Source organism: Rhizobium sp. R711 (genome assembly GCF_002211365.1).
In the GTDB taxonomy this organism is placed as follows: domain Bacteria; phylum Pseudomonadota; class Alphaproteobacteria; order Rhizobiales; family Rhizobiaceae; genus Rhizobium.
In genome coordinates this window covers 43852-70111 of record NZ_LOKZ01000009.1, presented here as the reverse complement: position 1 = coordinate 70111, position 26260 = coordinate 43852, and the positions used below count along the sequence as shown (strand labels likewise).

Sequence of the window (26260 nt, the reverse complement as noted above, 5' to 3'; positions counted from 1 at the left end):
TCCGATCAGATCTGGTTGCGGATATGCGGGGTGCGAGCGTAGACGGCCACCATCGGCACGATCAGCAGACCCACGATCGCCTGTTGCGCGGCAAAACTCAGGCCCAGCCCGACCAGCAGGGACGTCATTACCGTCAATACGAGTACCCCGAGAACGGTTGCCCCGTATCCGCCTGCGCCTCCAAGCAACGACGTGCCGCCGATCACAACGGCCGCAACGGTGGTGAAGAGATAGGGGTCTCCGACGCCAACGAAGCCGCCGCCGGAAAACCCGAGCAGCAATACCCCCGTCAGCGCCGACATGGCCCCACTGATACCGTGAATGCTGGTCCAGACCTTGGTTTCGGAAATTCCAAGCCGTGCCGCTGCAGTCCTGCTGCCCCCAACCGCGTAGATGGAGCGGCCAAACCAGGTGTTGTACAGAGCCCAGATGGTCGCAAGCGTTATGAGCAGCCAAACCAGCACCACCGGCGGCAGGGATAGCCCGAAGGTCTTCCCGTTGAACGCGGCGAAATTCCGGAGCCAGTTCGGTACGGGGGCGAAAACCGTGCCGCCGTAGTCGGAACCGATGGAGGTGTAGAGCTGTACCGCACCGACAAATGCGAAGCCGACCCCCAGGGACATGATGAGAGCCTGGCCCTGCAGCCTGAAGCTCAAAAAGCCGTTCGCGACCCCGATTGCTGCTCCCAGGAGAACGACCACTATCACGGCCAGCCAGGCAGGCATGCCGGTGACCAACAGGCTTGGGAAGAGAATGTTCGCTCCCCCGATGACATAGGGAATGGAGAGATCAAGCGCGCCGACCATGGCACATAGCGTCTGTCCCAACGATGCAAGCCCCAGGAAAGCGGCAAGCAGCAATATCGAACGCGCGTTACGGGGCGAGATGAACCCCGGCACAAGGATCGTACCCAGCACGAGAAGTGCGGCAAGCAGACCAAAGCCAATCACTATGCTGCGCTGCAGCTTTACCGATCGTCCTGTTTGGCTCATCGTCTGTTCCGTTGCGAGTGAAGTCATTACAAGTCCTCCCTAGAAAGCCGGGCGCCGGGCCGTCATGAATACGTTGACGAGGAGCGATGCCACGAGGATCAGGCCGAAAGCCATTTGCGTCACGAACCCTGTCACGCTTCCGAAACTGAAGGCGGAAAGCAGGTACGAGATGAGGAACATGTTCAGCGCACCAAGCGTCGACCCCAAAGCCCCCCCTCTCCCGCCAGCCAAATTTGCGCCACCGAGCACCAGGGCGGTAATCGCCTGGAGCGTGTAGCTGCTCCCCTGGGTAGGATCGCCCGAAGAGATCAATGCCGTATAGCTGAGCGCGGCAAGGCCGACGAAGACGCCGCCGAGGAGATGGGCGCAGATGCGTACGGTGTCGACTTTCACTCCGCTCGTGTAGGCCATCCGTTCGTCGGCGCCTGTCATGCGGAGGTGGGAGTAAAAGGTGGTCCGGCGCATAACGGCCCAAAGAGCGAACGCCGCCAGGACGATGATCAGCACCGGAGATAAAATCGTGGTTCCTGCTCCCCACGTCATCATCCAGTCCGGCGCGACGCCGCCCGGCCTTGACATGACCATGAGGTTCACGCCTGAAAGGACGAGGAAGCTGGAAAGCGTGACGATGATGGGGGCGACCCGGACGTAAATGATGATGAGCGCCTGCAGCAACTGGTACAGTGCGCCGACTGCCACCACCCAGCAAATCACCGCGAGCGGAGACGTGTAACCACTTGCCGAGAGCCAGCCGATCAGGGTGACGTTCACGAAACCCATCAGTGGGCCAACGGAAAGGTCGACCGAACCGCGGCCTGCCATCACGATCGGTGTCAGGGCCAGCGTCGTGAGGATCAAAGGTGCTGCGACGATGATTGCTCCGCCCATTCCGGTTGCGGTGAACAGCCGCGGCGAGAGCACGGCTGCGGCGACGAGCAACACTCCGAAAAGAACGAGCGGTACGGTCAGCGACCTGTCGAGCGGAGGAACAAAACGTTGCGACATCAGTGTGCCTTTCTCTCTTTGGAGAATTCCGTAGTTTCGGCAACCGAGCGGCCGAACATTGCAGCGAGAATGGTTTCTTCGTTGATGTCGGTGCCGTCGAGGGAGCGATGGATGCTCCCTTTGTGAAAGACATCGACGCGATCGGCGAAACCGAGAAACTCCTCGATCTCGCTCGAAAGGTAGATTACCGAGCCGCCACCTTCGGCAAACAGCCGAAGCTCGCGATACAGGTCGCGCTTGGTGTTGAGGTCCACGCCCCGAGCAGGGTCGTTAAGAACGATCACTCTGGGATCATTGGCGAAGGCACGACCGATCAGGACCTTCTGCTGGTTACCACCGGAAAGGGATGTAATCCGGTTGTCCGGGTGCCCGATCTTGACGCGGAGCCGCTCGACCTCCCGGGCAAACGTCTGCTTCAGCTTTTTCCGCCTGATGACACCGAACGGCCCCAGGTTCTTTTGGTAGATACCGATGGCGAGGTTCTCGAAAATGCTTTGCTGTGGGAAAATTCCTTCCCTCTTCCGGTCGCCGGATACATACACAATGCCCTTGTTCGCGGCGTCGTCGAGCGTGTTGACTTCGACGAGACCGGTGCTTTCCCTGTTCAGGATCCGGACCGCTCCTCCGAACGGTGACATGATCCTTGCGACCAGTCGCACGAAGGCGTCTTGGCCCTGGCCGTCCAGTCCTGCAACGCCTACGATGGATCCCTGCGGAAGGACGAAGTCGAACGGTTGCGATGCCTCTTGGGGGCGCGCGTCACGCACGGATAGAACCTCCTTGCGATCACCTGACAGGCCCCGTGCAGATTTTGAAGCAGCGGCGGAAATCTGGCGGTCTTGAGGGGTCATCATGCGCAGGAGGTTGGCCTCGGTGATCTCGGATTTCTCAAGGACACCGACAGTGAAACCGTCTCTCAGTATTGTCGCCCGATCGGCTATACGGACGAGCTCGGCGATGCGGTGCGTGACGATGATAACCGCGCATCCTTCGGACCGGAGCCGATCGATCTCTTCGTGGAGCCGGACAGTCGCGTCCAGATCGAGTGCAGCCGAGGACTCGTCCAGGATCAGGACCTTGGGTTTCCTCAAAACGGCTCGGGCAATCACGATCCATTGCTTGATGCTGAGCGGAAGATCGCCGACGTTCTGCCTGAGATCGACATGCTTTCCGACCAGACGGTGCAGAAGGCTTTGCGCAACGCTTTCACGTTCTTTGGAGGACTTCCGAAACGAGAACATGTCCTCGCTTCCCACGAAAAGGTTGTCGAGGACACTCGCCTCATCGGCGACAAGGACTTCCTGGAAGATTGTAGCGAGACCAACCCCTTTGGCATCGACTGGCGAATTGATAGTCTTACCAAGGATCAGGACAGATCCTGCATCGGCAGCGATAACGCCGGACATGATCTTCGCCATGGTGCTCTTGCCGCTGCCATTCTCGCCAACGATCGCGTGCACCTCTCCTGCCCGGGCGACAAAATCGCATGTCTTCAAAGCCTTCGTTTCGCCAAACGATTTGGCAACGGCCGTCATGCTTACGGCGACGTCATTCGTCATGCCCATCCTCCCTTTAGGCAGCAGCAAACCGCGCCAGGGCATCCGAATGCCCGGGCCTCTTGCTGGATTGTGACTGCCGTTTTGAACGCTCCGAGAATTCACTCGGTGAACTATAGAATGACAGATTGTCTGCTAATCTGTCAATAGAGCCGCCATGCCCTTATCGGGATGTCGAGTTGGTTTCGATGAAATGGGTTGGTTGCTCGACGCCCTGAAGTTGTAAACGCACGTCACACGCCTGAGGTCGGTCAGAGGTTCTACGATCTGGCGGCCTTCGCCATCAAGCCAGGACCAAAGCGCTATTGAAGGTGTCCGGTAATCGGAATGACCATCCGCACCCACTCTGATGAAGGCGACCGTTTCGATTGGGGCATACGGAACATCCCAACCTCCACGCGTCGAACGCGGCAAGTGCCACTCGATCATCCAGCCCTTCCACGCTGGGGGCAGATCGAACTCATTCTCGATCAGCCCCGAGCCGCGCGCAACCGTGAAAGGATCACGGGAACTCTTCGAAGTTTTCCTTCGCGGGGTCGTGAGCAAGCCACGGTCTGGCGTGCGACAGCCAGACGTTGGACATAGGAACCGAACCAGGATCAGTGTCAAAGGTGCCTGCCCGCAGCACCTTCATCTCCGGGTTGGCAGGCCGTTCTGCATAAACGTGCGAACCACAGCGTGAGCAGAACCACCTCAGTTTTCCCGGGGTCGACTCAAAGCTGCGAAGGACGTCCTCGCCGGAAATCAGCTTGAAGTTCTCACTCTTCACCTTGGCGGCAGTGTTGTGATCGGCCGCATGGGACTTTCTGCACGTCTGGCAAAAGCAGTTCCACATCGGGCCGTCCAGTTCCGACACTTCGTACTGGACCGCTTTACATTGGCAAGATCCGAGGATCGGCATGTTCAAAATCCTTCCATCGCTCTATCGTGTTGTGGCAGTCGCGCGCTCGGAGAAAGCCACCGCTTCAAGTTCCGTGCAGCCTGCCGGATTCTGTCTTCGTTCTCCACGAACGCCAGCCGTACGTATTCGTCACCCATCTCGCCGAAACCGATGCCAGGCGAAATCGCGACCTGTGCCTTCTCGAGCACGAGTTTCGAAAACTCCAGCGAGCCAAGGTGTCGGAAATCCGGGGGTATCTTCGCCCATGCGAACATCGTCGCCGCAGGAGCTGGAACGTCGAACCCGGCATCGGCAAAGGTCTTGATCAGTGTATCTCTGCGCGTCTTGTAGATGTCTCGGGCCCGCGCGGCGTCCTCCCCGTCCGAGTTTAGGGCATGAGCGGCGGCGACCTGTATCGGCGTAAATGCTCCGTAGTCGAGGTACGATTTCACGCGCGTCAACGCTCGGATGAGCCGTTCGTTGCCCACCGCAAACCCAACGCGCCAACCGGGCATAGAGAATGTCTTCGACATCGAGGAGAACTCGACGGCCACGTCGATCGCGCCGGGGACTTCGAGAACAGACGGCGGCGGCGGACCGTCGAAATAGATTTCAGCGTAGGCGATGTCCGACAGAACGATGAGATCGTGCTTCTTCGCGAAGGCGATGACGTCCTTATAGAAGTCGAGCGTCGCGACGCGAGCGGTGGGGTTCGACGGGTAGCTTATGATGAGCGCCAGAGGCTTCGGTACCGAATGCCGCACCGCCATTTCGAGAGCTTGGAAGAAGGTCTCATCCGGCTCGACCGGTACCGACCTTATCACGCCCCCTGCCATGAGAAAACCGAACGTATGGATCGGATAGGAAGGGTTCGGACAGAGAATGACATCCCCGGGGGCGGTTATGGCCTGTGCCATGTTCGCAAACCCCTCTTTGGACCCGAGCGTCGCAACAACCTGGGTATCCGGATCAAGCTTCACATTGAACCGGCGGGCGTAATACGCAGCCTTGGCGCGGCGAAGCCCGATAATGCCCTTGGAAGCCGAATAGCGGTGCGTGCGCGGGTGCTGCACCGCTTCGCATAGCTTGTCCACAACCCAGCTTGGCGTGGGAAGATCGGGATTGCCCATTCCAAGATCGATGATGTCGGTTCCGGCCGCGCGCGCGCTGGACTTGAGACGGTTCACCTGGTCGAAGACGTAAGGGGGCAAACGCTGTATCTTGTGGAATTCCAACTTCTGGTTCCTTATCGTAGGTCCTCCGCGCCGACGGATGAAGCCGGCGCGGAGGTCGCGGGACAACTTGGGAGGTCGTCGATTACTTCTTCGGCCGCCAGGCCAGCGGATCTTCCGGGCGCTCGAAATACTGTGCTGCTACGTCCGCGGGCCACCATGCATCGCCCTTGGGCTCGATCCACGCCGTGGAGTTCGGATCGCAATCTTCCGGAATTGCTTCCTTCACATCGTCGATCGTGTAGGGAAGAGCCGGTCGCAGGATCGACTGGATCTTCGGCCCCTGGCCTTGGAGCGTCCGCATCATCACGTCCCACACCAGGCGGGCGTCGGCCCGCGGCGGCCAGAAGTGGAAGCTCTTGCTGATGAAGTCGGGATTGTTGCGCCAGTAGCACGCCGCCGACGCCTCGCCGCCGAGAACGATTGGCATCATGTCGCGGCCCGACTGCTGGACCGCGTTGACCACACCGTTTTCGGACGCCGACTGGACGAGGATACCTGCGATTTCGGTAGGGTTCGTCGCGAGGAATTTCTGGACTTCGACCTGGGCGACCTGATCGGTCCACTTGCCAGCGACATCGCCCACGACGGTGATGTCCTTGTACTCGTCGAACGCCTTCTTGGCACCGACATTGAAGCTGTCGGACGATGCGAAGCCCGGAATGCCCGAGACCGTCAGCACGTTGCCCTTGCCGCCGATTTCCTCCGCCAGCCATTTCGCGGCCGTGTAGCCGCCCTGGGTGTTGTTTTCGGTCGCATTGATCGCGTACGGCGATGTGACGTAACCCGAGAAGGAGAAAACCGGAACGCCCTTAGAATGCGCGTATTCGATGGTCTGGTTGATGGCCGTCACGTTCGAGCAGCAGATGATGATGGCATCGACGCCGTCGTCGACCATCTGGCGCATCTGCTGGATTTGCGTCGCGTCCTTCAGGTCGGACTGCGTGACGACAAGGTCAGATACCAGTCCAGCCTCCTTGTATTTCGGAAGCAGAACCTCGTTCATTTCAGTGAGGATCTGGGCACGCCACGTGTTGCCGGCATAAGTGGACGCGTAGCCGATTTTCCACGGCGGCGGCCGCTTGGCAACAAAATCCTTGAGCGGCGTACCGCCGAGGGGAATTGCCGGGTCCACGAGCTGGTAAAGCTGCTTCTGGTCCGGTGGTAGCGAGTCTAAGCCGTCCGCGAATGCGGCGGTGGTCATCAGGCCTAGCCCGATGATCACGCTCAATGCGGTGTAAACCTTCTTCAGCATGTGTAGGGTCTCCTCCCCTCTTTGCATCCGCTACAGCAGTCGACGCCGTTCGCGTCGAGCCAGGGATTTGGTGAAACGTGTTTCGATTTCGGATTGGTGGCGGGCGGCTTGCGCCGCCCGCGGAACGGTCAGTTCCTGAGGCCGGCCTGTTTCAGCAGGGGCATCACGCGGTCGTTGAAGAACGGCAGCTCTTCGTTGTAGTCGACCATCGTGAGAAGCGCGCCGTCGACGCCGGTATTGCTCAATGCGACGAGCTTGTCGGCGACTTGTTCCGGCGTTCCGACGATCGGGTAGCCGCCCCAGCCGGCGATAAAGCGCTCCTTGAACTTCTGGTACATCTCCGCCGAGTGGTTCTGTGACTGAACCTGAAGAACCTCGCAGATGTTTTCGCAGGCTTCCCAATCGCCCTTTTTGTTCACATAGTAGTCGTAGTAGTCCCGGGCTTCCTTTTCGGTCTCGCGAACGACGACCGGGCATGCGGTGAAGGTTCCCAGTTCGCGCTTGTATTCCTCGCGAGCCAATTCCTTTACCTTCTTCACCCAGGCTGCGCCCGATTCCATGTCCTGCATGAAGCCGAAATTGAAGTCGCAGAACTTGGCGGTGAAGTGCAGGCCCTTGCCCGAGGAACCGGCGCAGATGAGGACCGGGCGACCCGTTTCCTTGTTGTAGGGCTTCGGCTCGCTGAACGCGTCTTTCACCTTCAGGAACTGGCCGTCATAGGTGACGCCGTTCTTCTTCCACAGGGTGTCAACGATTTCCATCCATTCGGTGGCATATTCGTAACGGGTGTCGTGCTCCATCATAGGAACGCCGAACATCTCCATTTCCGGGGTAAACCAACCCGTCACCAGGTTCAGGCCGTATCTGCCCTTCGAAATATTGTCGATCGTCGTCGCCATCTTCGTCGCGACGATCGGGTTCAGGGTCGGGATATGCGTCGTCGAGAAAAACTGCAGTTTCGTCGTCACGGCGGCCAGGGCCGCGGCCCAGGTGAACGTGTCCATGTTCACGCCGTTGAAGTTCGTCGGCCCGCCGAAACCGCGCCACCGGGCGATCGGCACCATGCATTCCCACCCGGCCGCTTCGAGCTTTTTGGCAATTTCGACATTGTGTTCGAAAGTCGGTTCGAACGTTGATTCCGCGGTGGTGATGGCGCAAGCGCTCGAACAATTCGTTCCGAATACGCCAAGTTTCAGCTTGTTGCCGTTAAACATAGGGTTTCCGGCGGCGCGGAAATCATCGCTGGTCGTCATATTGAAGTCTCCTCCACAGAGTTGGTATGTTCCCGACCCGAAAGCCGGGGTACCGATTAGATGCCCATGTCCTCGAAGACTTCCTGCGCGACGCGGAAGCTGTCGATCGCCGCCGGCACGCCGCAATAGATCGCGACCTGTAGGAAGACCTCGCGAAGCTCGTCCTTGCTGAGGCCGTTATTGATCGCGCCGCGAACATGCAGCTTCAACTCGTGGGGGCGGTTAAGGGCGGAAATCATGCCAAGATTGAGAAGGCTGCGCGAACGGCGGTCGAGGCCGGGCCTGTTCCAGATCTCGTTCCAGCAATACTCGGTGACAAGCTCCTGCATCGGCCAGTTGAACTCGGTCGCCTTGTTTACCGAAGCGTCGACATATGCACCGCCGAGAACCTCCCGACGGGTCTGCAGACCCTTTTCGAACCGTTCACTGACGGGACGCCCATTCACTTGCGATTTCACATCGGTGGCAATAGTCACGGATCAAACTCCTCATTATCGGCCGAAAGGCATTTGGTGGATGTCAAAGGCCGAAAATGCTCGGCCAAACGTTTCAGGCGGCAGCATCGATCAGCGCTGCCGATCGAACCAATTTCCCGTCCTCGTAGAGGAGCGGGGCAATATTCTCGATAAACCGGGCCTCGATGACTTCGCCGAGAACGACGTCATGGGTGCCGACGGTAACGGCAGAGTTGAGGCTGCAGACGAATGCGGCCTGGGCGTCGCCGAGGATGGGAACTCCGCCAGCCGTGATCCACTCACCGTGAGCGAACCTCTCTTCCCCCTTCAGTTTTCCACTGAACAGCGGAACCAAAGGCGCATGGCTAAGATGCAGCATGTTGACCGCGAATTTTCCCGTAAGCTTGAGCGGGCCGCTGATCGAAGCAGATTGGTTGATGCAAACCAGGAGGGTCGGCGGGTCAGCCGTCACCGACTGGACGGCGGTTGCGGCCATGCCGTAACGGGCACCTTTCCATTCCGTTGTGATCAGGCAAATTGTCGATGTGAACCGGCGTAAAGCGGTCTTGAACGCCGCTTGCGCTGCTATTTCAGCACCAGCCATGGTTACCTCCCCCAAGATCGTCTCGTTGCTCAAGATAAGCAGATTAGCAGACAATCTGTCAACACGTTTTATTCGTCATTGACAGATTGTCTGCGAAAATGTTTTCTCGATACAGCGAAAGAGGAGACGATTATGGATCTGGAAACGAAAGTCTGTGTGGTGACCGGGGCTGGCAGCGGGATCGGGCGCGCAACAGCTGAACTGTTTGCGCGTCAGGGCGCTAAGGTTGGCGTTGTCGACGTTAACATCGATGCCGCACAAGACGTCGCCCGACAAATCGGGACAGATGCGATCGCGTTAAAAGCCGATGTGTCTTCGTCCGCCGACGTCGAGGCGTTGGTCAGGTCAGTTAAGGAAAAATGGGGGCGTATTGACGTTCTCGTCAACAACGCGGGGTTCGGAATGACGGGAAACGTCACGACCATCGCCGAATCCGACTGGGACCGGATCATGGCGGTGAACGTGAAGGGGATCTTCCTCTGCTCGAAATACGTGGTTCCGATTATGGCGGAACAAGGCAGCGGATCGATTATTAACACGACCTCATACACCGCCGTGTCAGCCATCGCTAACCGCACGGCCTACGTGGCGTCGAAAGGCGCGATCTCGGCACTCACGAGAGCCATGGCACTGGACCACGCAAAAGACGGTATCCGCGTCAACGCTGTCGCCCCCGGAACGATCGACTCGCCCTATTTCACCAAGATTTTCGCCGAAGCGGCAGACCCGCAAGCCCTGCGGGAAGACTTCAACGCCCGTGCAGCCCTGCACCGGATGGGCAACCCGGAAGAAATCGCCGAGGCGATGCTTTTTCTCGCCTCGGACCGCTCGCGGTTTGCGACCGGAAGCATTCTCACCGTCGACGGAGGATCGTCGATCGGGAACCACTTGGTGCGCTAAAGCACATAGGTGCTGACGGGTGCCTCCTTCCTTCTTGACCCACGGGAGGCACCTTTACTGTGGCACTACGTGTCGGAAACACAGAGACCCGCGGTGGGAAAAGATAGAGATCACGCGCAAGGCTGCGTGATCAGGGCCCTGCGATGAGACGCCGCTACGGCGCTTTATAGCATCGCCGCGCCCGACCCTTCACTCAGATATCGCGGGAATTTTCCCAATGTTATACCGGAATTTCTCGGGAGCGCGTGAGGGATGCCGCCTGCGATGCCGGCTGTGTCATCGCCGGGACGCCAATTGCGAAGCCTCGGTATGCGCCCGCCCACTTTCGCATTTGATCGCCCGGCGTGTCGCACCGAGCGACCTGAGTCCGTGCGACCGCTTAGCGCGCGGCTTGCCGTACGAACTCGAGCCCTTTTACAAGATAGCTCCGAAAGAAATTCGGGTGTTCGCACATGGGGAAATGACCCAGACCGCCCATGACGAGGTGGAGGCATCCCGGAATAAGTTCGGCGAGCCTGGCCCCATCCGCCGGCGTGGCTGAGTAGTCGTAGTCGCCCGAGAGCAGCGCCACCGGGGTGCGTGATGGGTCAATACGGGGAGCTGTCACTGCTCCGTCGAACTCGTCGCTGTAGAAGGAAAGATCGCCTGGGTAAACTCCGGGTGCTCCCTGCGAATAGATCCAGCTTGACCTCCTGCGCTCCCCTGCGGGGCTGAGTGGGCTCATGATTCCTCTGACATACGCCGAGTTATGAAGTGAGCCGTGTACGTTTACGTTGTGCTGGTATGGGTTCCGGCGTCCCTTGGAGCGGAAAGGTGGCTCGATCGCCACGATTCCGAGGACATGCTCCGGTCGTTCCGCGGCGAGAACCAGCGACATTGCTGCGCCCATGGACCCACCTGCGACAATCGCCTTTTCGCGAACGACCTGTGCGAGTATGGCCGTGCACCATTTCAGGTAGAGCGATGCCGTGAGCTTGTAGCGTGCTCCGTCCCATGTCACCGGCGGCATGGACCGACCGTGGAATGGTAAGTCAACCGCGATCAGCCTGTAGTTTTTCGCAAGCTCGGTGTCCGCCAGCTGAGGCATGAATTGGCGGCTATCTGCTCCGGCGGTGTGAAGAAACAGGACCGGCACCCCCTCGCCTGCTTCTTCGTAATATATTTCATGGGGGACGTCATCGATATCCACGACGGCATACTGCCCCCGGATTTGACGCGGGTCGCGTTGCGCACGCTCCGCTTTCATCTCGGGGGACGTGACGACGAGCTCGAACACCCGTTCCAGGGCCGGGCGTGCTTTCGCGAGGGCGAGCGGTGAGCCGGCGATCTCGAAGAGAGGGTTTGCAAGCTGCAACGCCGTGAAGGAGTGAAAGGTCGCCGGCGGCGGCGTCATCAGAACCTGCTCCCAGGCGTCCGGAGTGGCCCTCACTATCACCTGGGGGTCATCGCTTTCCCCCGAGATCGCCGCCCCGCCTTCAGCGAAATTGAGGGCGATCACCTGATCGCCAATGTAGAAGGCGATGCTCATCGTTAGGTCTGGAGTGAGCCGGGGCAATTCCTGATCCCCGAGAGCCCCCGACATGCGGGACCGCAATTCATCAAAAGTGCCCAAAGCAACCTCCCTGTTCGAACGAGCGCCAAGCCGCTCGCGTCGGCAGCGCCATGGATTCGAATAAGCAGATTATCAGACAATCTGTCAATAGCGGCTGGGTGCCGCTTCTTCAATCGCCGTCGTTTTCGGAGGTTTTACGCAGGTAGTCCAGCGCGACCTTAGCCGCCATATCGATGTGGTACTTGCAGGCTGCGGCGGCTTTCGGTCCGTTTCGGTCGGTAATGGCCGCAGCGATCTCCTTTATCTCCTCCACGCTGTGGTTCAAGCGCCCCGGCTGTGTCATCGACGTCATGCGCAGGAGCGTCACCCTATTGTGGAGCGATGTCAGCATTTGCTTGACGAAGACGTTTCCACTCCCTTGCATCAGGCAGTCGTAAAACGCGGTTTTCGCTTTGATGAGCCTGCTCCCGCCGCCGTTTGCCGCGGCTTCGGCGAACTCAGCAACCGCCTCATTGAGTGTATGGATATCCTGGGCGGTTCCGTTTTCAGCGAATTCCTTTCCGGCGTAGCTCTCGAGCAAAGCCCTGACGCTGTAGAGCTGAGCGGCTTCTTCGTACGTGATAGTGCTGACGACGGGACCGCGGTGCGGATAGCTGGTAATGAGGCCCTCGGCCTCGAGTTGTCGAAGCGCCTCGCGGATCGATGTCCGTCCGACACCGATCGACTCGCACAGTTCTCGCTCAACGAGGCGCTGACCCGGCTTGAAACGGCCGCTGGAAATCGCCTGCCGCAGTTTATCTTCTACCTGAGTGCGCAATGTCGCACTCTGTCGTGCAATCTGTAAATCCATATCACCCATCGGATCCAAAAGTCCGTTCTACCAAGGCCGGAACCGGCCGCGCGAGTCATGGTACTATATGGTGGGTTATCCCGATGAGACAACCCGATTGTCTGACGAAAGCGAAGAACACCCTAGCCTGGTCTCTTACCGGACATTCCTTGCTTCCCCCATTACCGTAGAACCCTTGCAAAAGCGAGATCGGGCGACAGCGGTGGAAAACCAGTCAGGACTGCGGGATCGTGGCCTGGAACGAGTATTCCGGACGGTCCTGAAAGCTCACGTAGAGTTCGGTATCCTTCCAGCACGTCAGCGTAATCGGCGAAAAGCGGAAAGACGTCGTCATGCTCCAGATAGCGTTGAAAATGGAGTGCGTCCGACGCGATAACGACGACTTCATCGCCATCGTCCAGCCTCACGACCTGAAGGCCTCGGGAATGGCCGCCGACGAGATGGATGGTGAGCCCCTCGATGATCTCGCCGTTCCCGTCGTGGAAGCGCATCCTGCCGGAAAAGGTCAGGCGGACCGCATCGACGACGGCGTCCACAGCAAAGGGACGCCGAAGACGATCATGGCACATGCATCGTCCTGTACCGTAGGCCATCTCCCGATCCTGCAAGTGGAACAGGGCTTCGGGGAAGTCCGCAAGGTTTCCCGCGTGATCATAGTGAAGATGCGTGATGACGACGTCGGTAATGGACGATGCGGAAATCCCGACCCGGCCAAGTGCTTCGACCGGATGGATCAACATGGTCCTCCCGCGCCCTTCGGCCTCTTGCGGGCTAAACCCGGTGTCAACCAGGATCAGACGTTCCCCATGGCGGATCAACCAAACAAAATACTCGATCCTGCCTTGGGCGTCGTGGGGATCTCCAGCTTCCAGGCCGAGTTCGCCAACGGGCCGAACCGCAGTGCCGTAATGTATCGCCAGGACTTTCCAGTCGGTCAAATTTGCGCTCCTTGCCCAGGCTCAGGGAACCAGCAGATGCCGGATCACCTCGCCACGGTCCAACCGGTCGAAGGCCTCGTTGATTTCCTCAAGCGGGCCAGTGCTGGACAGCAGTCTTTCCACGGGCAGCCGACCTTTGAGGAACAGGTCGATATAACGGGGAACATCGCGCGAAGGCACGCAGGATCCCATGTAGCTGCCTTTGATGATGCGTTCTTCCCCGACAAGAGGAAGTGGCGAAATTTCGAATTTGGTGTTCACGTTCGCCAGACCCGCTGTGGCGGTCGTGCCGCCGCGCCGCGTAATGCCATACGCGGTTTCGAACGCTTTGCCCGACCCGGCCATCTCGATGGCGTAATCAACACCCCCGCGGGTCGCTTCCTTGACCTCGCCAACGACATCCGGCGTGGTTGCCAGGAACGTACGCGTCGCGCCCAGCGACTTAGCCAGCTCAAGCTTTTCCGGCATCAAATCGATGGCGACGATCTCGCTTGCCCCGCTGGCCACCGCTCCGAGGACCGCCGACAAGCCCACGCCTCCCAGGCCGATGACGGCGACCGACTGTCCCGGCTTCACGCCACATGTGTTTACGACGGCACCGACCCCTGTCATAACGGCGCATCCGAACAGGGCCGCCATCGTGACGTCCACGTCTTTGGTGATCTTGACGACCGAGTGCGCCGACACAACCGCGTATTCCGAAAACGCCGATACGCCGCTGTGATGGTTGAGATCGTAGCCGCGAAGACGGATATGCTTGCTACCGTTCAACAATGTCCCGGCGGCGTTTGCGCGATAGCCAGGCTCACAGAGGCTAGCGCGTCCTCCCGCGCAGTAATCGCAGTGTCCGCAGATCGGCAGGAACGACATCACGACGTGATCGCCAACTTTCACTGTATCGACACCGGGTCCGATTTCTTCGACAATGCCGGATGCTTCATGCCCCAACGCGACAGGCAACGGGCGGGGTCGGTCGCCATTTATCGCCGACAGGTCGGAGTGGCACACACCAGCGGCCTTGATTTTGACCAGGACCTCAAGATTGCCGGGAGGCGTCAGATCGACGGTCTCGACACTGAGAGGTCGCGAATTTGCATACGGCTTAGGAAGCCCTGACTCTCGGAGAATGACTGATTTCATCTGCATTGTCGTGTATTCCTATCGCGAGAGCATCTGCATGGCGGCGGGTACGTAGCGGAAGCCTTCCCGCTCCCGAGCGACGTTGCCGAGCCCGGGCCACGCAAAGTGATAGGACATCACGGGTATGCGGTCTGTCGCGAGCATATCCAGCACCCGAGTGCGCGACCGCGCCGAGAGCTTGGGATCGGTGTCGTACTTGAACTCCATCCACGGGCGTTCCATCAGCAGGATATGATGATGGGTCAGATCGCCAAGGAAGCAGAGCCGATCGTTCCCCGACTGGATGAGGAAGCAGAAGTGGCCCAAGGTGTGGCCTGGAGCGTGCACCGCCTGCACTCCCGGCAGAAACTCCTGACCGTCGACGAAATGCGTTATCCGATCACGGTGTGGAAGAAGGTTCCTCCGGGCATTTTCCACTTGGGCCTTGAAACCGTCATCAAGCTTCCCTCCGTCGGTCCAGTCATCGAAGTCGCTTTCGCTTATGAAGATCTCCGCGTTGGGAAAATTAAGCTTTCCGTCCTGATCGCAAAGTCCGCCGGTGTGGTCGATGTGTGCGTGGGACAACACCACGGCATCGACTTCCAACGGGTCGATCCCTGCCTCCTGCATGCTCTTCGGCAGGCGGCCGGTCGTCGGCCCGAAAATCTTCGACGTCCCCATCCCGGTGTCAAACAGGATGGTCTTTCCGTTGATTTTGACCAGGGGGATGTTCTGCTCAAGGGTCACCGACGAGCTTGACAGGAAGTTCCTGTCGAGCATTTCCGTCACCGTGGCCGCGTCGACCCCGAGGAAATTCTCCCGCGGGTCGCCCAATTCCAACGGTCCGTCCGAAAGTACCGTTATTTCGCCGCTTCCGAACTTGAACGGATAAAAGTAGGGCAACTTAGTCTGATGCGCTTCGTCATTGAGCACGCCGCTTATCCTCCCAGATTGGCTGTATTATTTGACAGATTGTATGAAAATCTGTCAACACAATATTAGTAATCGTCTATGACCTCAGGAAACGACCGAAAGCACGTGACCCCTTGGCCTGCCGATGTTGAACTGTTCGATCTGCTGCATCAGCCGCTGGGTCTCTTTTGTAAGTTCCTGAGTGGCGGCGTGGGCTTGCTCGGCGATGGCAGCGTTTCGCTGTGTGCTGTCATCGATCTCACCAACGGCTTGGTTAACTTCGATAAGGGAAGCCGCCTGGTCCCTGCTGCCCGCAGCAATAAGCTCAACCCTTTCGGAAATTCCGGCAACATTCGACGATATGGCAATCAGCACCTTGCCCGCCTCGTTCACCAATCGCGATCCCGAAGCGACTTCCTCGGTCGATCTTGCGATGAGTTCCTTGATTTCCTGGGCGGCGAGAGCCGACCGCTGTGCAAGCTCCCTGACTTCCTGGGCCACGACAGCGAAGCCCTGCCCCGCTTCTCCAGCTCTCGCGGCCTCGACGCCAGCATTGAGTGCCAGGAGATTGGTCTGGAACGCTATTTCGTCGATAACGCCGATGATTTGCGAAATGCGCCCGGAAGCCGCTTCTATTCGGCCCATAGCGTCGACCGCGTTCGTGACCACTGAAGCAGACGCATCCGCGGCCTGCTTGGTTTCCTTTACAAGCAGGGCTGCGGCTTGCGCCTGCTCTGTCGACGAACGCACGGTCGCGGTGAGTTGATGAACCGCAGCCGCGGTCTCCTCTAACGACGCGGCTTGACGCTCGCTGCGGCGGGAGAGATCATCGGCGCCACTGCTGAGGTTGTCTGCATTTTGCCGAATGAGCACGATGTTGCCGCGAAGTTCCGACATCGTCGCCTGCAAACGCAGCAACGAATTGTTGAAGTCCTTTCGCAACTGTTCCAGCCGCCCGGAGAACGGTTGATCGATCGTGCTCGAAACATCACCGTTGGACAACCTCTCCAGCCCAGCGGCAAGACTGTCGACGGCGTCGCCGATCTGTTTGTCGATCTCGGCTTTCTCCGCCTCGTTGTGGCGACGTTCAGCTTCGGAAGCCGACCGTTGACGATCCGCGTCGTTCTCGATCTCGATTTTCCTAACGGCATTCTCCCTGAAGACACAGAGCGCCCGGGCCATTTCTCCGAGTTCATCAGCGCGCTCAGAACCGCCGATCTCTATGTCAAGGTTCCCCTCCGCCAAACGCCGCATGTCGTCGGTCAATCGAACGACGGGTTTCTTGAAAGTCGCAATCATCCCGAAGCCAGCGAGAAGCGCGACGATGACGCCAGCCAATGTCGTGATGAGGCCCATGCCGTTCGCGTAAGCCATCTCTTCAATGGCCCTTGCGCGCTGGGCGTCGGCAAACGCCGTGAGGTGGCCCCATATGGTGTTCAACTGGTCTGTCGTTTGCCTATATCGCGCACGCCTCACTTCCGAGATCTCGACGAGCTTCGCACTGTCCTGCGTCATACCCTCTACCGCCGGCGGGACCGTATTCTGGACTGCCTTGAAAAGGTCGAGGTCGGAAGCGGCACTCCAAATGTCCAATATCTCCTTCTTCGTTCTGTCGAAGTTTTCGACGAGCTGCGCGCGGTTTTGTTCGGTAGGGTCGGCTATGAAGCGCGCAAGGTTTATCCTGATGAGATAGCTGGAGTCCGAAAGTCTTCGGCTACCGTCCAAGGCGCTGCTGATCTTCGCCAAACGTTGGTCGAGACCCGCGAACTCGACGATTGTTTTCTTTGTTTGCTGGTTCGCCACCGCGTTAATCGCGACGGAGATGTCCTTGAACGCGGACATTGCGGTGTCGAGGCCTACGGCGTTGTCCGATGCGCCCTGCGACAGAAGTTGTGTTACGCTTTTCACCGCGCCGTCGACCGAGCTCGACAGTTTTGTGGCGTCCGACGGCAAGGAAGCCCGCAGATTTCGGGCGCTCCGACGCAACTCGCCCACTTTGCCGCCCAAATATTTGAGTTTCAGCTCGGTCGTTCCGGCGGATTGGTAGCCCGCGGCAAGATCAAGGAAGAAGGTTGCATAGCCTGTCACCCTGTCGGCATCGCGCAACATCGATTTGGCGGCGCCCTCGGACTGCTCGCCGGACTCCCTCAACTCGTCAGCTAGCCTGAGCATTTCACCCTGCGACCAAACCAGCGATTCAGAATGATTGGCGATCGAGCTTACCAGTTGCTCTTCGCTTTCATGGACGCTCCAGAGAGAGTCAAAATTGTCCACCACGTCCCGCATGATCGCGTTTGCCGACAGGAGGCCTTCGCTTCTCCCCGTGGGTCCGGCATTCGTCACTAAAGCCTGCAGATGCGATTGCTGGGCGAGCAGGTCAGCCTTCACGCGATCGCGCCTTTCTTCCGACGCGTCGTCGAGAAACTCTCTCATCGAGGCAGAGACGTCACGGAAACCTGAGAGCACCTGCATCACCTGGCTCGAGGTTTCCAGGCGGCTTTGTAGGAGACCCGCGGCGTAGTGCCCCAAAAACCCCACCGCACAAATGCTGATGATGAAAGGTAGTACGAAGATGATTACTTTCGTCTGTAGCCTGAAACGGGACAAGAGCCTGTCCATAGATTCGATCCTTGTCCATAGGCGGTGAAGAAACTTCATCAATCGGGATCCGCCTCCGATGGAAGCATCGAATCATCAATGACGATACGAAGCTGCGCGAATGACGATTGTCTGTCAACGGATTGTCTGACAAAATGATGTTCTCTGTCGCATCGCCAGGTACGCATCTGGGAAAACGTGAACGTTGAAATTGAGGAAGCAAAGAAGATGACTGATACGAAAGCATTGCTCGCTAAGATGACCTTGGCCGAGCAGGTCTCACTCCTTTCCGGGGATTCGTTCTGGTCTTTGCCGCCCATCGACCGCCTAGGGATAGGGAAATTGCGATTAACCGACGGCCCCAACGGAGCCCGCGGGGCGGGGTCTCTTGTCGGAGGCGTGACTGCAGCGGCTTTCCCTGTAGGCATCGCCATCGGAGCGAGTTGGAACCCGGATCTAGCCAGGGAAATCGGCAGCGCGTTAGGTGACGAGGTTCTTTCCAAAGGTGCCCACGTCTCGTTAGCGCCCACCGTTAACATCCAGCGCAGCGTCACAAACGGCCGCAACTTTGAGTGTTTCTCTGAGGATCCGGTACTGACGGCGGAACTTGCGGTGGGCTATATCGAAGGTCTGCAGTCCAAGAAAGTCGGTGCCACGATAAAACATTTCGTCGGCAACGAGTCCGAGATTGAACGTACAACCATCTCTTCAGATATCAATGAACGCACTCTGCGCGAAGTCTACCTGATACCCTTTGAGGCGGCGGTGAAGCGGGCAGAGGTCTGGGCCGTGATGTCTTCGTATAACAAACTAAACGGTACTTACACGGCGGAAAGCCATTGGCTGTTGAACGAGGTTCTGCGCGGTGACTGGGGTTTTAACGGCGTGGTGATGTCGGACTGGTTCGGCTCGCGTTCGACCGCACCCACCGTGAATGCCGGGCTGGATCTGGAGATGCCGGGCCCGACCCGCGATCGCGGCTCCAAGCTACTGGCCGCGGTCGAAGCGGGCGAGGTAAGTGCCGAGACGATCCGCGCCTGTGTGCACAATATCCTGACGTTGATGGAACGCACCGGTGCAATCAACGATCATCGCGAGTTTAAGGAGTACGCCATTGATCGGCCGGAACATCGGGCGCTCATCAGGCGTGCGGGAGCGGAAAGCGCAGTTCTGCTGCAGAATGACGGCATCCTGCCATTGGCTCAGCAAGGTACGGTCGCCATCATCGGCCCCAATGCAAAGATCGCGCAGGTTATGGGAGGTGGCTCGGCACAGTTGAACCCTCACTATGTCGTCAGTCCGTGGCAGGGGCTGGTGGACGTGCTGGGTGAGGAGAACCTGTTCTACGCTCAGGGGTGCAGCAATTATCGGTTTCAGCCGCTGATCGAAAACCCGACAACCTTCGAATTTTTCCAAGGAAGGGAACTTGCTGGCCAGCCGGTGAAGGTTGTCGAGGAACCGTCGAGCCTTGGTGTTTGGTTGCCCCCCGTGGCCGAGGGCACGGTCGATCCGCATCGCTTTTCGGCCCGGATGCGCACCACTTTCAGGGCCTCAGAAGCGGGCGTCTATCGCGTCGGGCTGACCTCGGCTGGGCTTGGCCGGGTCTATGTGGACGGCAAGCTTGTGGTGGACGCCTGGGCTTCCTGGACACGTGGTACCACATTCTTTGAAGAAGGCTGCGAAGAGGTCGTGGGTGAAATCACGCTCGAAGCCGGCCGTACATACGAGGTCGTTGCCGAGTACGCCCGGCACGATCACGTCAACCTGTATATCGCCGCAATTCGGGTAGGAATAGGCAGGTTTTCGGCCGAAGCGGAGATTGCCGAGGCAGCAGCCGTCGCCGCAAAGGCTGATCATGCGGTAGTCTTCGTGGGCAGAACGGGCGACTGGGATACCGAGGGCTCCGATCTCCGCGGCATTGCACTTCCGGGTCTGCAGGACCAGCTTGTTGAGGCTGTAATTGCGGCCAATCCGAACACGATTGTCGTACTGCAAACCGGTGGGCCGGTGGAAATGCCCTGGCTTTCCGGTGCTCGTGCAGTACTGCAATGCTGGTATTCCGGACAGGAGGCTGGCAATGCGATCGCCGATGTACTCCTCGGCAAGGCCGAGCCTTCGGGCCGACTGGCACAGACCTTCCCCGTGCGCTGGGCTGACAATCCCACACATACCGAGGATGACGTGGTCTATCCAGGCAAGGATGGCCATGTGCGATATGACGAAGGTGTGTTCGTTGGATATCGGCACTACGATCGCCTCGGCATTAAGCCGCTGTTCCCGTTCGGTCATGGTCTCGGTTACACAAGCTTTGCGATGTCGGACCTGATGGTAGGGCTACCGGATGCCGCCGGCGCGGTGACGGTAACGCTGGGATTAACCAACATCGGCGGGCGTCCTGGTTCGGCAGTGGTGCAAATCTACGTCGGGGATGTTGAAGCATCTGTACCCAGACCGGTCAAAGAACTGAAAGCCTTTTCGAAAATCGTCCTGGAACCCGGTGAGAAACGAAAAATGAGTTTCGTTCTCGACGCCCGAACATTTGCCTTTTTCGACACGACCGAGCGTTGCTGGCGGATAGAGGCGGGAGAATTTCCAGTAGTGGCTGGGTTCTCGGCCACCGACATCCGTTTGAGCGGAACTGTCACGCAAAAGGGCGCTGTCTTGGCGCTCTGATTGTGCAGAGAATCAAAGACTACGTTTGGTGCCGTAGCGGTGAAGCTCGATGAGTGAGTGAAAGAATGGCTCAAGACGGGCGACAGGATAAGACCTTCATAGCCGGCGAAGATGGCGTCGGAAGCCTTGACGGTCACGTTCGCGACAGCGCCGGTCCGACGCTTTTTTGATGCCTTTCGCAATCTCTCGAGCTGAGCTCACGCTTATCGCGAGATCGGAATCGTCAATCGTATAGAGCCGAGCTGCCACATTCTCGTGCTGTTCGGCTCGACCGATTTCCTTCAGCCATGAACATCCACCAACGGAGAGCACGATGAATGTACACCTGAAAGTCCAGTCTCATCACCTTCGAACGCAGCGCCTACCTCTACATCCGCCAATCTTCGATGCGGCAAGTGACAATACCGAGAGCGCCATGCGGCAATATGCGCTTCGCGGCCGCGCTATCGCCCTTGGTTGGCGCGAGGAGCAGATTATCGTTATCGATAACGACAGGGTGAATCCGGCGCATCGGCGGTCTGGCGTGAAGGGTTCAGCGGCTGGTCAGCGATGTCGGCATGGGGCACCGGGATCGTCATGAGCCTGGAAGTCTCCTGTCTGGCGCGCAACAATGCCGACTGGCAGCGTCTGCTCGAGATCTGCGCCCTTGCTGACACCCTGATCCTCGACGAGGACGGCATCTACGATCCGGCAAGCTTCAACGACCGGCTTCTGCTCGGTCTCAAGGGAACAATGAGTGAAGCCGAATTGCATGTGATCAAGGCAAGGCTGCGCGGCGGCATCCTCAACAAGGCACGGCGCGGCGAGTTCCGCTGCCCCCTGCCAACCGGGCTGGTCTATGACTATTCCGGCAATGTGGCCCTTGAGCCGGACATGCAAATCAGAGAGACGATCGTCCATTTCTTCGAGACGTTCTCTCGTGTCGGATCCGCCTCCCAGACCGTCAATAGTCAGTCCAACAGGCTAAGATGTAGTGGCTCAGGAAAATACTCGAAACCGTCTCCCGCTATGCCAACGTGCCCGTAGCCCGGCCATGGGAAGTGGTAGGACATGAAGGGAATTCTATTGGACGCCAACATTTTCAAAATACGCACACGGGATTGAGCCGATAGTTTGGGATCGGTATCGAAGGCAAATTCCATCAAAGGCTTTTCGAACAGAAGCACCGGATGATGAGTGAGATCGCCGCCATAGCACATTGTTTTGCTTGCTGATTCTATCATAAAGCAGCTATGGCCGAGTGTGTGTCCGGGAGCGCTAATGGCATGAATACCCGGGAGAAACTCCTGTTCGTCCTTGAAAAAAACCATGCGGTCCCGCACGGGTTTGAGGTTGTGGATCGCAGCTTTAACAAGACCGTTGAGATCGCCTCCAAGTTTTTTCTCGTCGGTCCAGAAATCGTAGTCGGTTTGACTGATGTACACCTGGGCGTTTGGAAACGTTGGTTTCCCGTCGTCGCCCCAGATTCCGCCGACGTGGTCCCAATGAGCATGCGAACAGACGACAGCATCAATATCTTCCAGCGCAATATTCGCGGCGGCCAAGCAAGACTTGAGACGGCCAGTCGTCGGGCCAAATTGCTTGAGCGATCCCATCCCCGTGTCGAACAAAACAAGTTTGCCACCGATGTTCACGACAGGTGCGTTCTGAGCGAGAACGACCTCATCCGTGGGCAAGAAGCTGTGGGATAGCATGGATCTTATCTCGTCGGCAGGGACGCCGAGAAAGCTTTGTGTCGGGTCGCCAAGCGGAAGTGGGCCGTCTGATACGACGGTTACCTGGGCGTCCCCAATGGCAAATCGATAAAAGTCGGGAGCTTGTGCCCTAGAAACGGGGCTTGCCTCAGCGGGAGCCGCTACACTGTTCGCACCCAAAACGGCTCCACTCAAAGCAGCTCCTCCTGCCAATAGTAAGTTGCGGCGGTCGATCTCGAAACGTTCATTTCCCATTTCACTCCTCCCCAGTTGCAAAAGTGCGTTTGCAGTGCGAGCGCATATGCACCGCGCTTGTCTTGCGACGGATTTCGGCTCCGACTGCATCGGAAAGGTATCAAGTAGCAGGTCCAGGACAATTGAATTGCACGTCCGCTTCTATGAGCATCGCTCAACAAATGATCTCGATCAGACATGCAATTCATCAATCGAATCAACCGGTTCCGAGGTGCTGCGCTGCTTCAGCCGTCAGATCGCCAATGGCTTTTGCCGAGTTCGGAAGAACTCTTGGTTCCCTGACCGCGGGACGCGGCTCCTATCCGAATGTCGGCAAGATTATCGAGGATCTCCTTGCCTGCCTCACGGTCATGTGAGCGGTTCTGCGGCAGGTCGCCAACGGGTGTTCAGATAGCGGTCGGAGGAAGAGGTGTTACTTCTGCCGGCGAAGACGCGCACGGCTCCTTGAAGAAGATGCCACGGAAAACCGCGAACACGTCACGATCTTCGAATGGACACACTTTTCTTTGCGCTTGGACATGTTGCGGAGCCGGCACCATGCTTCGCAAGCACGTTGCCAGCCCAGCATTCGTCCTTAAATCCGTAAGATGGTGGCGCAACGAAGTGGCCGACATATATCTGTCGGCCACCTACGGTCACACCTCACAGGAAACCGATCGAGATCCCGGGCACGGCCGCGACGATCGCAAGCCCGAGAAGCAGGGCGATCATGTACCCCCACAGCGGCTTTATGCCTTCCACCGGGTTCACACGGCCGATTGCACAGGCGGCATAATATCCGACCCCGAACGGCGGGAGAAACAGGCCCACTCCCATGGCGAGAATGACCACGATCGAATAGTGCACGTCGTGGATACCCAATCCCTTGGCGATCGGAAATACCAGGGGTGCGAACAGAACCACCGCGGGAATGCCTTCCAGCACACTACCGAGCACGATGAACGCGACGATCGACACGATCATAAAGATCGGCGCTCCTCCGGGAAGACCCGCCATCGTTTGAACCAGACCACGCGAAAAACCCGATTGGGTCAGGCACCAAGCCACAGCCGTTGCCGCCGCGATGATGAAAAGGATGGCTCCGGACAAGACCGCCGTTTCCACCAGCATCGGACCCACCCGCTTCCAGTCGAACCGGCGGTAAATGACGAGGCCTGCCAGCAGCGAGTAGGCAATGCCGATTGTCGAGACTTCCGTGGCGGTAGCAACGCCTTCGACAACCGCTGTGCGGATGATAAAAGGTAGTGCCAAAGCCGGAAGCGCAATAAGGAATGTGCGGAAGATCTCCCTGGCTGGGGGCTTGCGAAAACCCGACATGTCCTCGTTGCGATAGCGCCACCAGACGACAACACAAAGCATCAATCCGCAGACGAATGCAGGCAAGAGGCCGCCTATGAACAGGGCCGAAATCGATACGCTCGTAACCGATCCGATGGTGATCAATACCAGGCTCGGCGGGATCGTCTCCGTCTGCGCACCCGTAGCCGCAAGCAGGGCCACGAGATCGCCGGGCTTTGATCCTCTCGCCTTCATCTCCGGGAACAGTGCCGGGGCGACGGCAGCCATGTCGGCGGTCTTCGAACCCGATATCCCAGATACCAGGTACATTGCCGCTACGAGGACGTAACACAGGCCGCCTCTGACATGTCCGAGCAAGGACGCCAGGAAGTTCAGCATCGCTTTTGCCATGCCCGTAACCTCCATCAGCATACCCAGCAGCACGAACAGCGGGACCGCCAGCAGGAGAAGATGCGACATTCCCTCATCAAGCCGACCCGCGATTACGCTTATCGGACGGCTCGTACCCAGAGCCACATAACTGATGGCAGCGAGAGCGAACACGAACGCGATTGGTACGCCGCTCAGCACACCCAGTGCGATGAAGACTACGAAGAAAAGCACGAGGTTCCAGTTGCCCATCGCCATGATCAACGGTTTCGCCGCAATCGCCAACCCTATCAAGCATGCTGCTACAAGGATCCCGATCAGGAAATCGCTCAGCCTGATGCGCTGGAGAGCGTTGGTCACGCCAAGGATAAGCATCAGCCCAAGTCCGATCGGAAGACCAAACGAACGCCATGCGACCGAAACTTCCATCGCGGGAGTGACGACCGGAACTTCGTGAAGAGCGTAGGTCGTGGCCTTGGGCAGAAGAAGCGCGCAGACCGAAAGGCAAAAGACAAATGCAGCCACCTCCAGCCTTGCCCTTACGACAGGCGGCATCGCGTCCGCGATAACGCCCATCCTCATATGCTGTCCGCGGTGAAAAGCGAGGACCGCGCCCGCAATCGAAAGCCAGAGGAACAACATGGAGGCGAGCTCGTCCGACCAGATGAGGGGCTCGCCCCATGCATAGCGGGCGAAGACGCCTGCCGACAGCACGAGCACCTCGACTACAACAAGTGCAACCGCGATCATTTCAATCAGGCGCACGACGCCCGTTTCAGCTTTCGCCAGGACTGGCCATGTGCCGACCACCGGGGGGCTGACATTTTCAGAAGTAGCCATGTCAACGCCTCAGATCAATTTGCCCGAGGTAGACTCCAGCAACGCCCATGCTTCCTCGCCAAAACGCCCCTTCCAATCGGAGTAGAACGACGAAGCTTGCAGCGTCGCGCGAAACTTGGAAACATCGACGTCGATAAATTCAAGACCCTTGCTCGTCAGCTCTGCCTGGAGTTCGGAATTCAGCTTTTCGACATCGGCGCGTTGCACGAGGGCCGAGCGATTGATCTCGGTGACGACAATGTCACGCAAGTCCTCAGGCAGCACCTCGAAGTTGTCGCGATTGGCGAGGATCCAGAAGCCGTCCCACATATGGTTAGTCCGGGAGAGAAACTTTTGAACCTCGTACATCTTGGCAAAGTAAATGCCAGCGAGCGGGTTTTCGAGACCGTCAGCCACGTGGGTCTGAAGCGCGGAATAGGTTTCGCCCCATGGAATTGATGTCGGCGCGGCGCCGAGAGACTTGAAGAGCGATGTCCAGAGGGGCGCAGGAGGGACGCGGATCTTGAAGCCCTTGAGGTCCTCGGGCGACTTGATCGGTTTGCCGATCGAGGTGGTCTGCCGGAAGCCGTTGTCCCACATCTTCTCGAAGGCGATCAGGTTGACCTTCTCAAAAGCCGTCCGGATGCTCCGGCCGAGCTCGCCATCCACCGACTTCCAGACCTGCTCGTAGTCGGGATAGGCAAATCCTACGCCGGTGATGGCCGCCGGCGGAACGAGTGTCGCTGCGATGAGGCCTGTTTGCGCAAGAAGGTCCAAGCCACCCGATCGAAGCTGGCTGAGCATATCGGCGTCCGTGCCGAGCTGGCTCGCGGGGAATACCTGAATGCTGACCCGGCCGTCGGTTTGCTCGCTGATCTTGTTGGAAGCCTCGGTCATGCGGGTGTTGAGCGGGTGGTCAACGGGCATGATGTTGGCAAATTTAAACGAAAACTCAGGCGAGTTCGCGCGCATGATGCGCGGCGCCGCAAGCGTGGCGGTCATCGCCACGGAACTCATAATAAGCGTACGTCGGTTCATTGTGATCATTGG

Annotated in this window: 21 protein-coding genes; 3 read left to right on the top strand and 18 right to left on the bottom strand. The window is 58.5% G+C overall.

Annotated elements, in window-relative coordinates; all coding sequences use genetic code 11:
* Positions 1–5 precede the first annotated feature (5 nt).
* The 9 genes from ATY80_RS12230 to ATY80_RS12190 form a co-directional block, all read right to left on the bottom strand.
* Positions 6–1019, bottom strand: a complete 1014-nt coding sequence (locus tag ATY80_RS12230; protein ID WP_040114020.1) for an ABC transporter permease — start codon at positions 1017–1019, stop codon at positions 6–8.
* A gap of 12 nt (positions 1020–1031) precedes the next feature.
* Positions 1032–1997 (bottom strand): ABC transporter permease, encoded by a 966-nt coding sequence (locus tag ATY80_RS12225; protein ID WP_088692688.1) that lies wholly within the window; start codon positions 1995–1997, stop codon positions 1032–1034.
* Positions 1997–3556 carry a sugar ABC transporter ATP-binding protein gene (locus ATY80_RS12220; protein ID WP_088692687.1) on the bottom strand — a complete coding sequence of 520 codons (1560 nt, stop codon included), beginning with the start codon at positions 3554–3556 and terminating at the stop codon, positions 1997–1999. Before ATY80_RS12220 ends, ATY80_RS12225 begins: the two co-directional genes overlap by 1 nt.
* Positions 3557–4055: 499 nt before the next feature.
* Positions 4056–4454: a GFA family protein gene (locus tag ATY80_RS12215; RefSeq protein WP_088692686.1), complete on the bottom strand. Its 399-nt coding sequence runs from the start codon at positions 4452–4454 to the stop codon at positions 4056–4058.
* Positions 4455–4456: 2 nt separating this feature from the next.
* Positions 4457–5683: an LL-diaminopimelate aminotransferase gene (locus tag ATY80_RS12210; RefSeq protein ID WP_189637140.1), complete on the bottom strand. Its 1227-nt coding sequence runs from the start codon at positions 5681–5683 to the stop codon at positions 4457–4459.
* Positions 5684–5750: 67 nt separating this feature from the next.
* On the bottom strand, positions 5751–6920 hold the full coding sequence (locus tag ATY80_RS12205) for an ABC transporter substrate-binding protein (RefSeq protein ID WP_088692684.1): 1170 nt from the start codon (positions 6918–6920) through the stop codon (positions 5751–5753).
* A gap of 128 nt (positions 6921–7048) precedes the next feature.
* Positions 7049–8173, bottom strand: a complete 1125-nt coding sequence (locus tag ATY80_RS12200) for an LLM class flavin-dependent oxidoreductase (RefSeq protein WP_088692683.1) — start codon at positions 8171–8173, stop codon at positions 7049–7051.
* A gap of 56 nt (positions 8174–8229) precedes the next feature.
* Positions 8230–8649 (bottom strand): carboxymuconolactone decarboxylase family protein, encoded by a 420-nt coding sequence (locus tag ATY80_RS12195; protein WP_007636445.1) that lies wholly within the window; start codon positions 8647–8649, stop codon positions 8230–8232.
* 73 nt (positions 8650–8722) lie between these two features.
* The gene (locus ATY80_RS12190; protein WP_088692682.1) at positions 8723–9232 is read right to left on the bottom strand and encodes a flavin reductase family protein; all 510 of its coding nucleotides are present in this window, start codon (positions 9230–9232) and stop codon (positions 8723–8725) included.
* Between the two features lie 132 nt (positions 9233–9364).
* On the opposite strand from ATY80_RS12190, the gene ATY80_RS12185 reads away from it, so the two are divergent.
* Positions 9365–10132: an SDR family oxidoreductase gene (locus tag ATY80_RS12185; protein ID WP_088692681.1), complete on the top strand. Its 768-nt coding sequence runs from the start codon at positions 9365–9367 to the stop codon at positions 10130–10132.
* A 379-nt stretch (positions 10133–10511) separates the two neighbouring features.
* Here the strand turns inward: ATY80_RS12185 and ATY80_RS12180 are convergent, their stop codons facing one another.
* The 6 genes from ATY80_RS12180 to ATY80_RS12155 all read right to left on the bottom strand — a co-directional run bounded on the left by ATY80_RS12180 (position 10512) and on the right by ATY80_RS12155 (position 18122).
* A complete protein-coding gene (locus ATY80_RS12180) occupies positions 10512–11744 on the bottom strand; it encodes an alpha/beta hydrolase (RefSeq protein ID WP_088692680.1) in 1233 nt (410 codons plus the stop codon).
* Positions 11745–11853: 109 nt separating this feature from the next.
* Positions 11854–12543: a GntR family transcriptional regulator gene (locus ATY80_RS12175; RefSeq protein ID WP_088692725.1), complete on the bottom strand. Its 690-nt coding sequence runs from the start codon at positions 12541–12543 to the stop codon at positions 11854–11856.
* 152 nt (positions 12544–12695) lie between these two features.
* The gene (locus ATY80_RS12170; RefSeq protein WP_088692679.1) at positions 12696–13472 is read right to left on the bottom strand and encodes an N-acyl homoserine lactonase family protein; all 777 of its coding nucleotides are present in this window, start codon (positions 13470–13472) and stop codon (positions 12696–12698) included.
* Between the two features lie 21 nt (positions 13473–13493).
* Positions 13494–14618: a zinc-dependent alcohol dehydrogenase family protein gene (locus tag ATY80_RS12165; RefSeq protein WP_088692678.1), complete on the bottom strand. Its 1125-nt coding sequence runs from the start codon at positions 14616–14618 to the stop codon at positions 13494–13496.
* Between the two features lie 12 nt (positions 14619–14630).
* Positions 14631–15524 carry an MBL fold metallo-hydrolase gene (locus ATY80_RS12160; RefSeq protein ID WP_088692677.1) on the bottom strand — a complete coding sequence of 298 codons (894 nt, stop codon included), beginning with the start codon at positions 15522–15524 and terminating at the stop codon, positions 14631–14633.
* A gap of 84 nt (positions 15525–15608) precedes the next feature.
* Positions 15609–18122: a HAMP domain-containing methyl-accepting chemotaxis protein gene (locus tag ATY80_RS12155; RefSeq protein ID WP_088692724.1), complete on the bottom strand. Its 2514-nt coding sequence runs from the start codon at positions 18120–18122 to the stop codon at positions 15609–15611.
* Positions 18123–18329: 207 nt separating this feature from the next.
* Between ATY80_RS12155 and ATY80_RS12150 the strand changes: the two genes are divergently transcribed.
* A complete protein-coding gene (locus ATY80_RS12150) occupies positions 18330–20774 on the top strand; it encodes a glycoside hydrolase family 3 C-terminal domain-containing protein (RefSeq protein ID WP_088692723.1) in 2445 nt (814 codons plus the stop codon).
* Between the two features lie 549 nt (positions 20775–21323).
* Positions 21324–21800, top strand: coding sequence for a recombinase family protein (locus tag ATY80_RS12145; RefSeq protein ID WP_245306829.1), 477 nt, complete (start codon positions 21324–21326; stop codon positions 21798–21800).
* Here the strand turns inward: ATY80_RS12145 and ATY80_RS12140 are convergent.
* The 3 genes from ATY80_RS12140 to ATY80_RS12130 all read right to left on the bottom strand — a co-directional run bounded on the left by ATY80_RS12140 (position 21725) and on the right by ATY80_RS12130 (position 26257).
* Positions 21725–22723 carry an MBL fold metallo-hydrolase gene (locus ATY80_RS12140; protein WP_088692676.1) on the bottom strand — a complete coding sequence of 333 codons (999 nt, stop codon included), beginning with the start codon at positions 22721–22723 and terminating at the stop codon, positions 21725–21727. The genes ATY80_RS12145 and ATY80_RS12140 overlap by 76 nt on opposite strands.
* Positions 22724–23365: 642 nt before the next feature.
* Positions 23366–25231 (bottom strand): TRAP transporter large permease subunit, encoded by a 1866-nt coding sequence (locus ATY80_RS12135; RefSeq protein WP_088692675.1) that lies wholly within the window; start codon positions 25229–25231, stop codon positions 23366–23368.
* 9 nt (positions 25232–25240) lie between these two features.
* Complete coding sequence (locus tag ATY80_RS12130) at positions 25241–26257, bottom strand: TRAP transporter substrate-binding protein (RefSeq protein WP_088692674.1); 1017 nt, start codon at positions 26255–26257, stop codon at positions 25241–25243.
* Positions 26258–26260: the final 3 nt, after the last annotated feature.

What these genes read in the sequence shown, in the direction of transcription:
- ATY80_RS12230 (WP_040114020.1), bottom strand. Translation starts at nt 1,019, where the DNA reads ATGACTTCACTCGCAACGGAACAGACGATGAGCCAAACAGGACGATCG.
- ATY80_RS12225 (WP_088692688.1), bottom strand. Translation starts at nt 1,997, where the DNA reads ATGTCGCAACGTTTTGTTCCTCCGCTCGACAGGTCGCTGACCGTACCG.
- ATY80_RS12220 (WP_088692687.1), bottom strand. Translation starts at nt 3,556, where the DNA reads ATGACGAATGACGTCGCCGTAAGCATGACGGCCGTTGCCAAATCGTTT.
- ATY80_RS12215 (WP_088692686.1), bottom strand. Translation starts at nt 4,454, where the DNA reads ATGCCGATCCTCGGATCTTGCCAATGTAAAGCGGTCCAGTACGAAGTG.
- ATY80_RS12205 (WP_088692684.1), bottom strand. Translation starts at nt 6,920, where the DNA reads ATGCTGAAGAAGGTTTACACCGCATTGAGCGTGATCATCGGGCTAGGC.
- ATY80_RS12200 (WP_088692683.1), bottom strand. Translation starts at nt 8,173, where the DNA reads ATGACGACCAGCGATGATTTCCGCGCCGCCGGAAACCCTATGTTTAAC.
- ATY80_RS12190 (WP_088692682.1), bottom strand. Translation starts at nt 9,232, where the DNA reads ATGGCTGGTGCTGAAATAGCAGCGCAAGCGGCGTTCAAGACCGCTTTA.
- ATY80_RS12185 (WP_088692681.1), top strand. Translation starts at nt 9,365, where the DNA reads ATGGATCTGGAAACGAAAGTCTGTGTGGTGACCGGGGCTGGCAGCGGG.
- ATY80_RS12175 (WP_088692725.1), bottom strand. Translation starts at nt 12,543, where the DNA reads ATGGGTGATATGGATTTACAGATTGCACGACAGAGTGCGACATTGCGC.
- ATY80_RS12165 (WP_088692678.1), bottom strand. Translation starts at nt 14,618, where the DNA reads ATGCAGATGAAATCAGTCATTCTCCGAGAGTCAGGGCTTCCTAAGCCG.
- ATY80_RS12155 (WP_088692724.1), bottom strand. Translation starts at nt 18,122, where the DNA reads ATGGACAGGCTCTTGTCCCGTTTCAGGCTACAGACGAAAGTAATCATC.
- ATY80_RS12150 (WP_088692723.1), top strand. Translation starts at nt 18,330, where the DNA reads ATGACTGATACGAAAGCATTGCTCGCTAAGATGACCTTGGCCGAGCAG.
- ATY80_RS12145 (WP_245306829.1), top strand. Translation starts at nt 21,324, where the DNA reads ATGTCGGCATGGGGCACCGGGATCGTCATGAGCCTGGAAGTCTCCTGT.
- ATY80_RS12140 (WP_088692676.1), bottom strand. Translation starts at nt 22,723, where the DNA reads ATGGGAAATGAACGTTTCGAGATCGACCGCCGCAACTTACTATTGGCA.
- ATY80_RS12135 (WP_088692675.1), bottom strand. Translation starts at nt 25,231, where the DNA reads ATGGCTACTTCTGAAAATGTCAGCCCCCCGGTGGTCGGCACATGGCCA.
- ATY80_RS12130 (WP_088692674.1), bottom strand. Translation starts at nt 26,257, where the DNA reads ATGATCACAATGAACCGACGTACGCTTATTATGAGTTCCGTGGCGATG.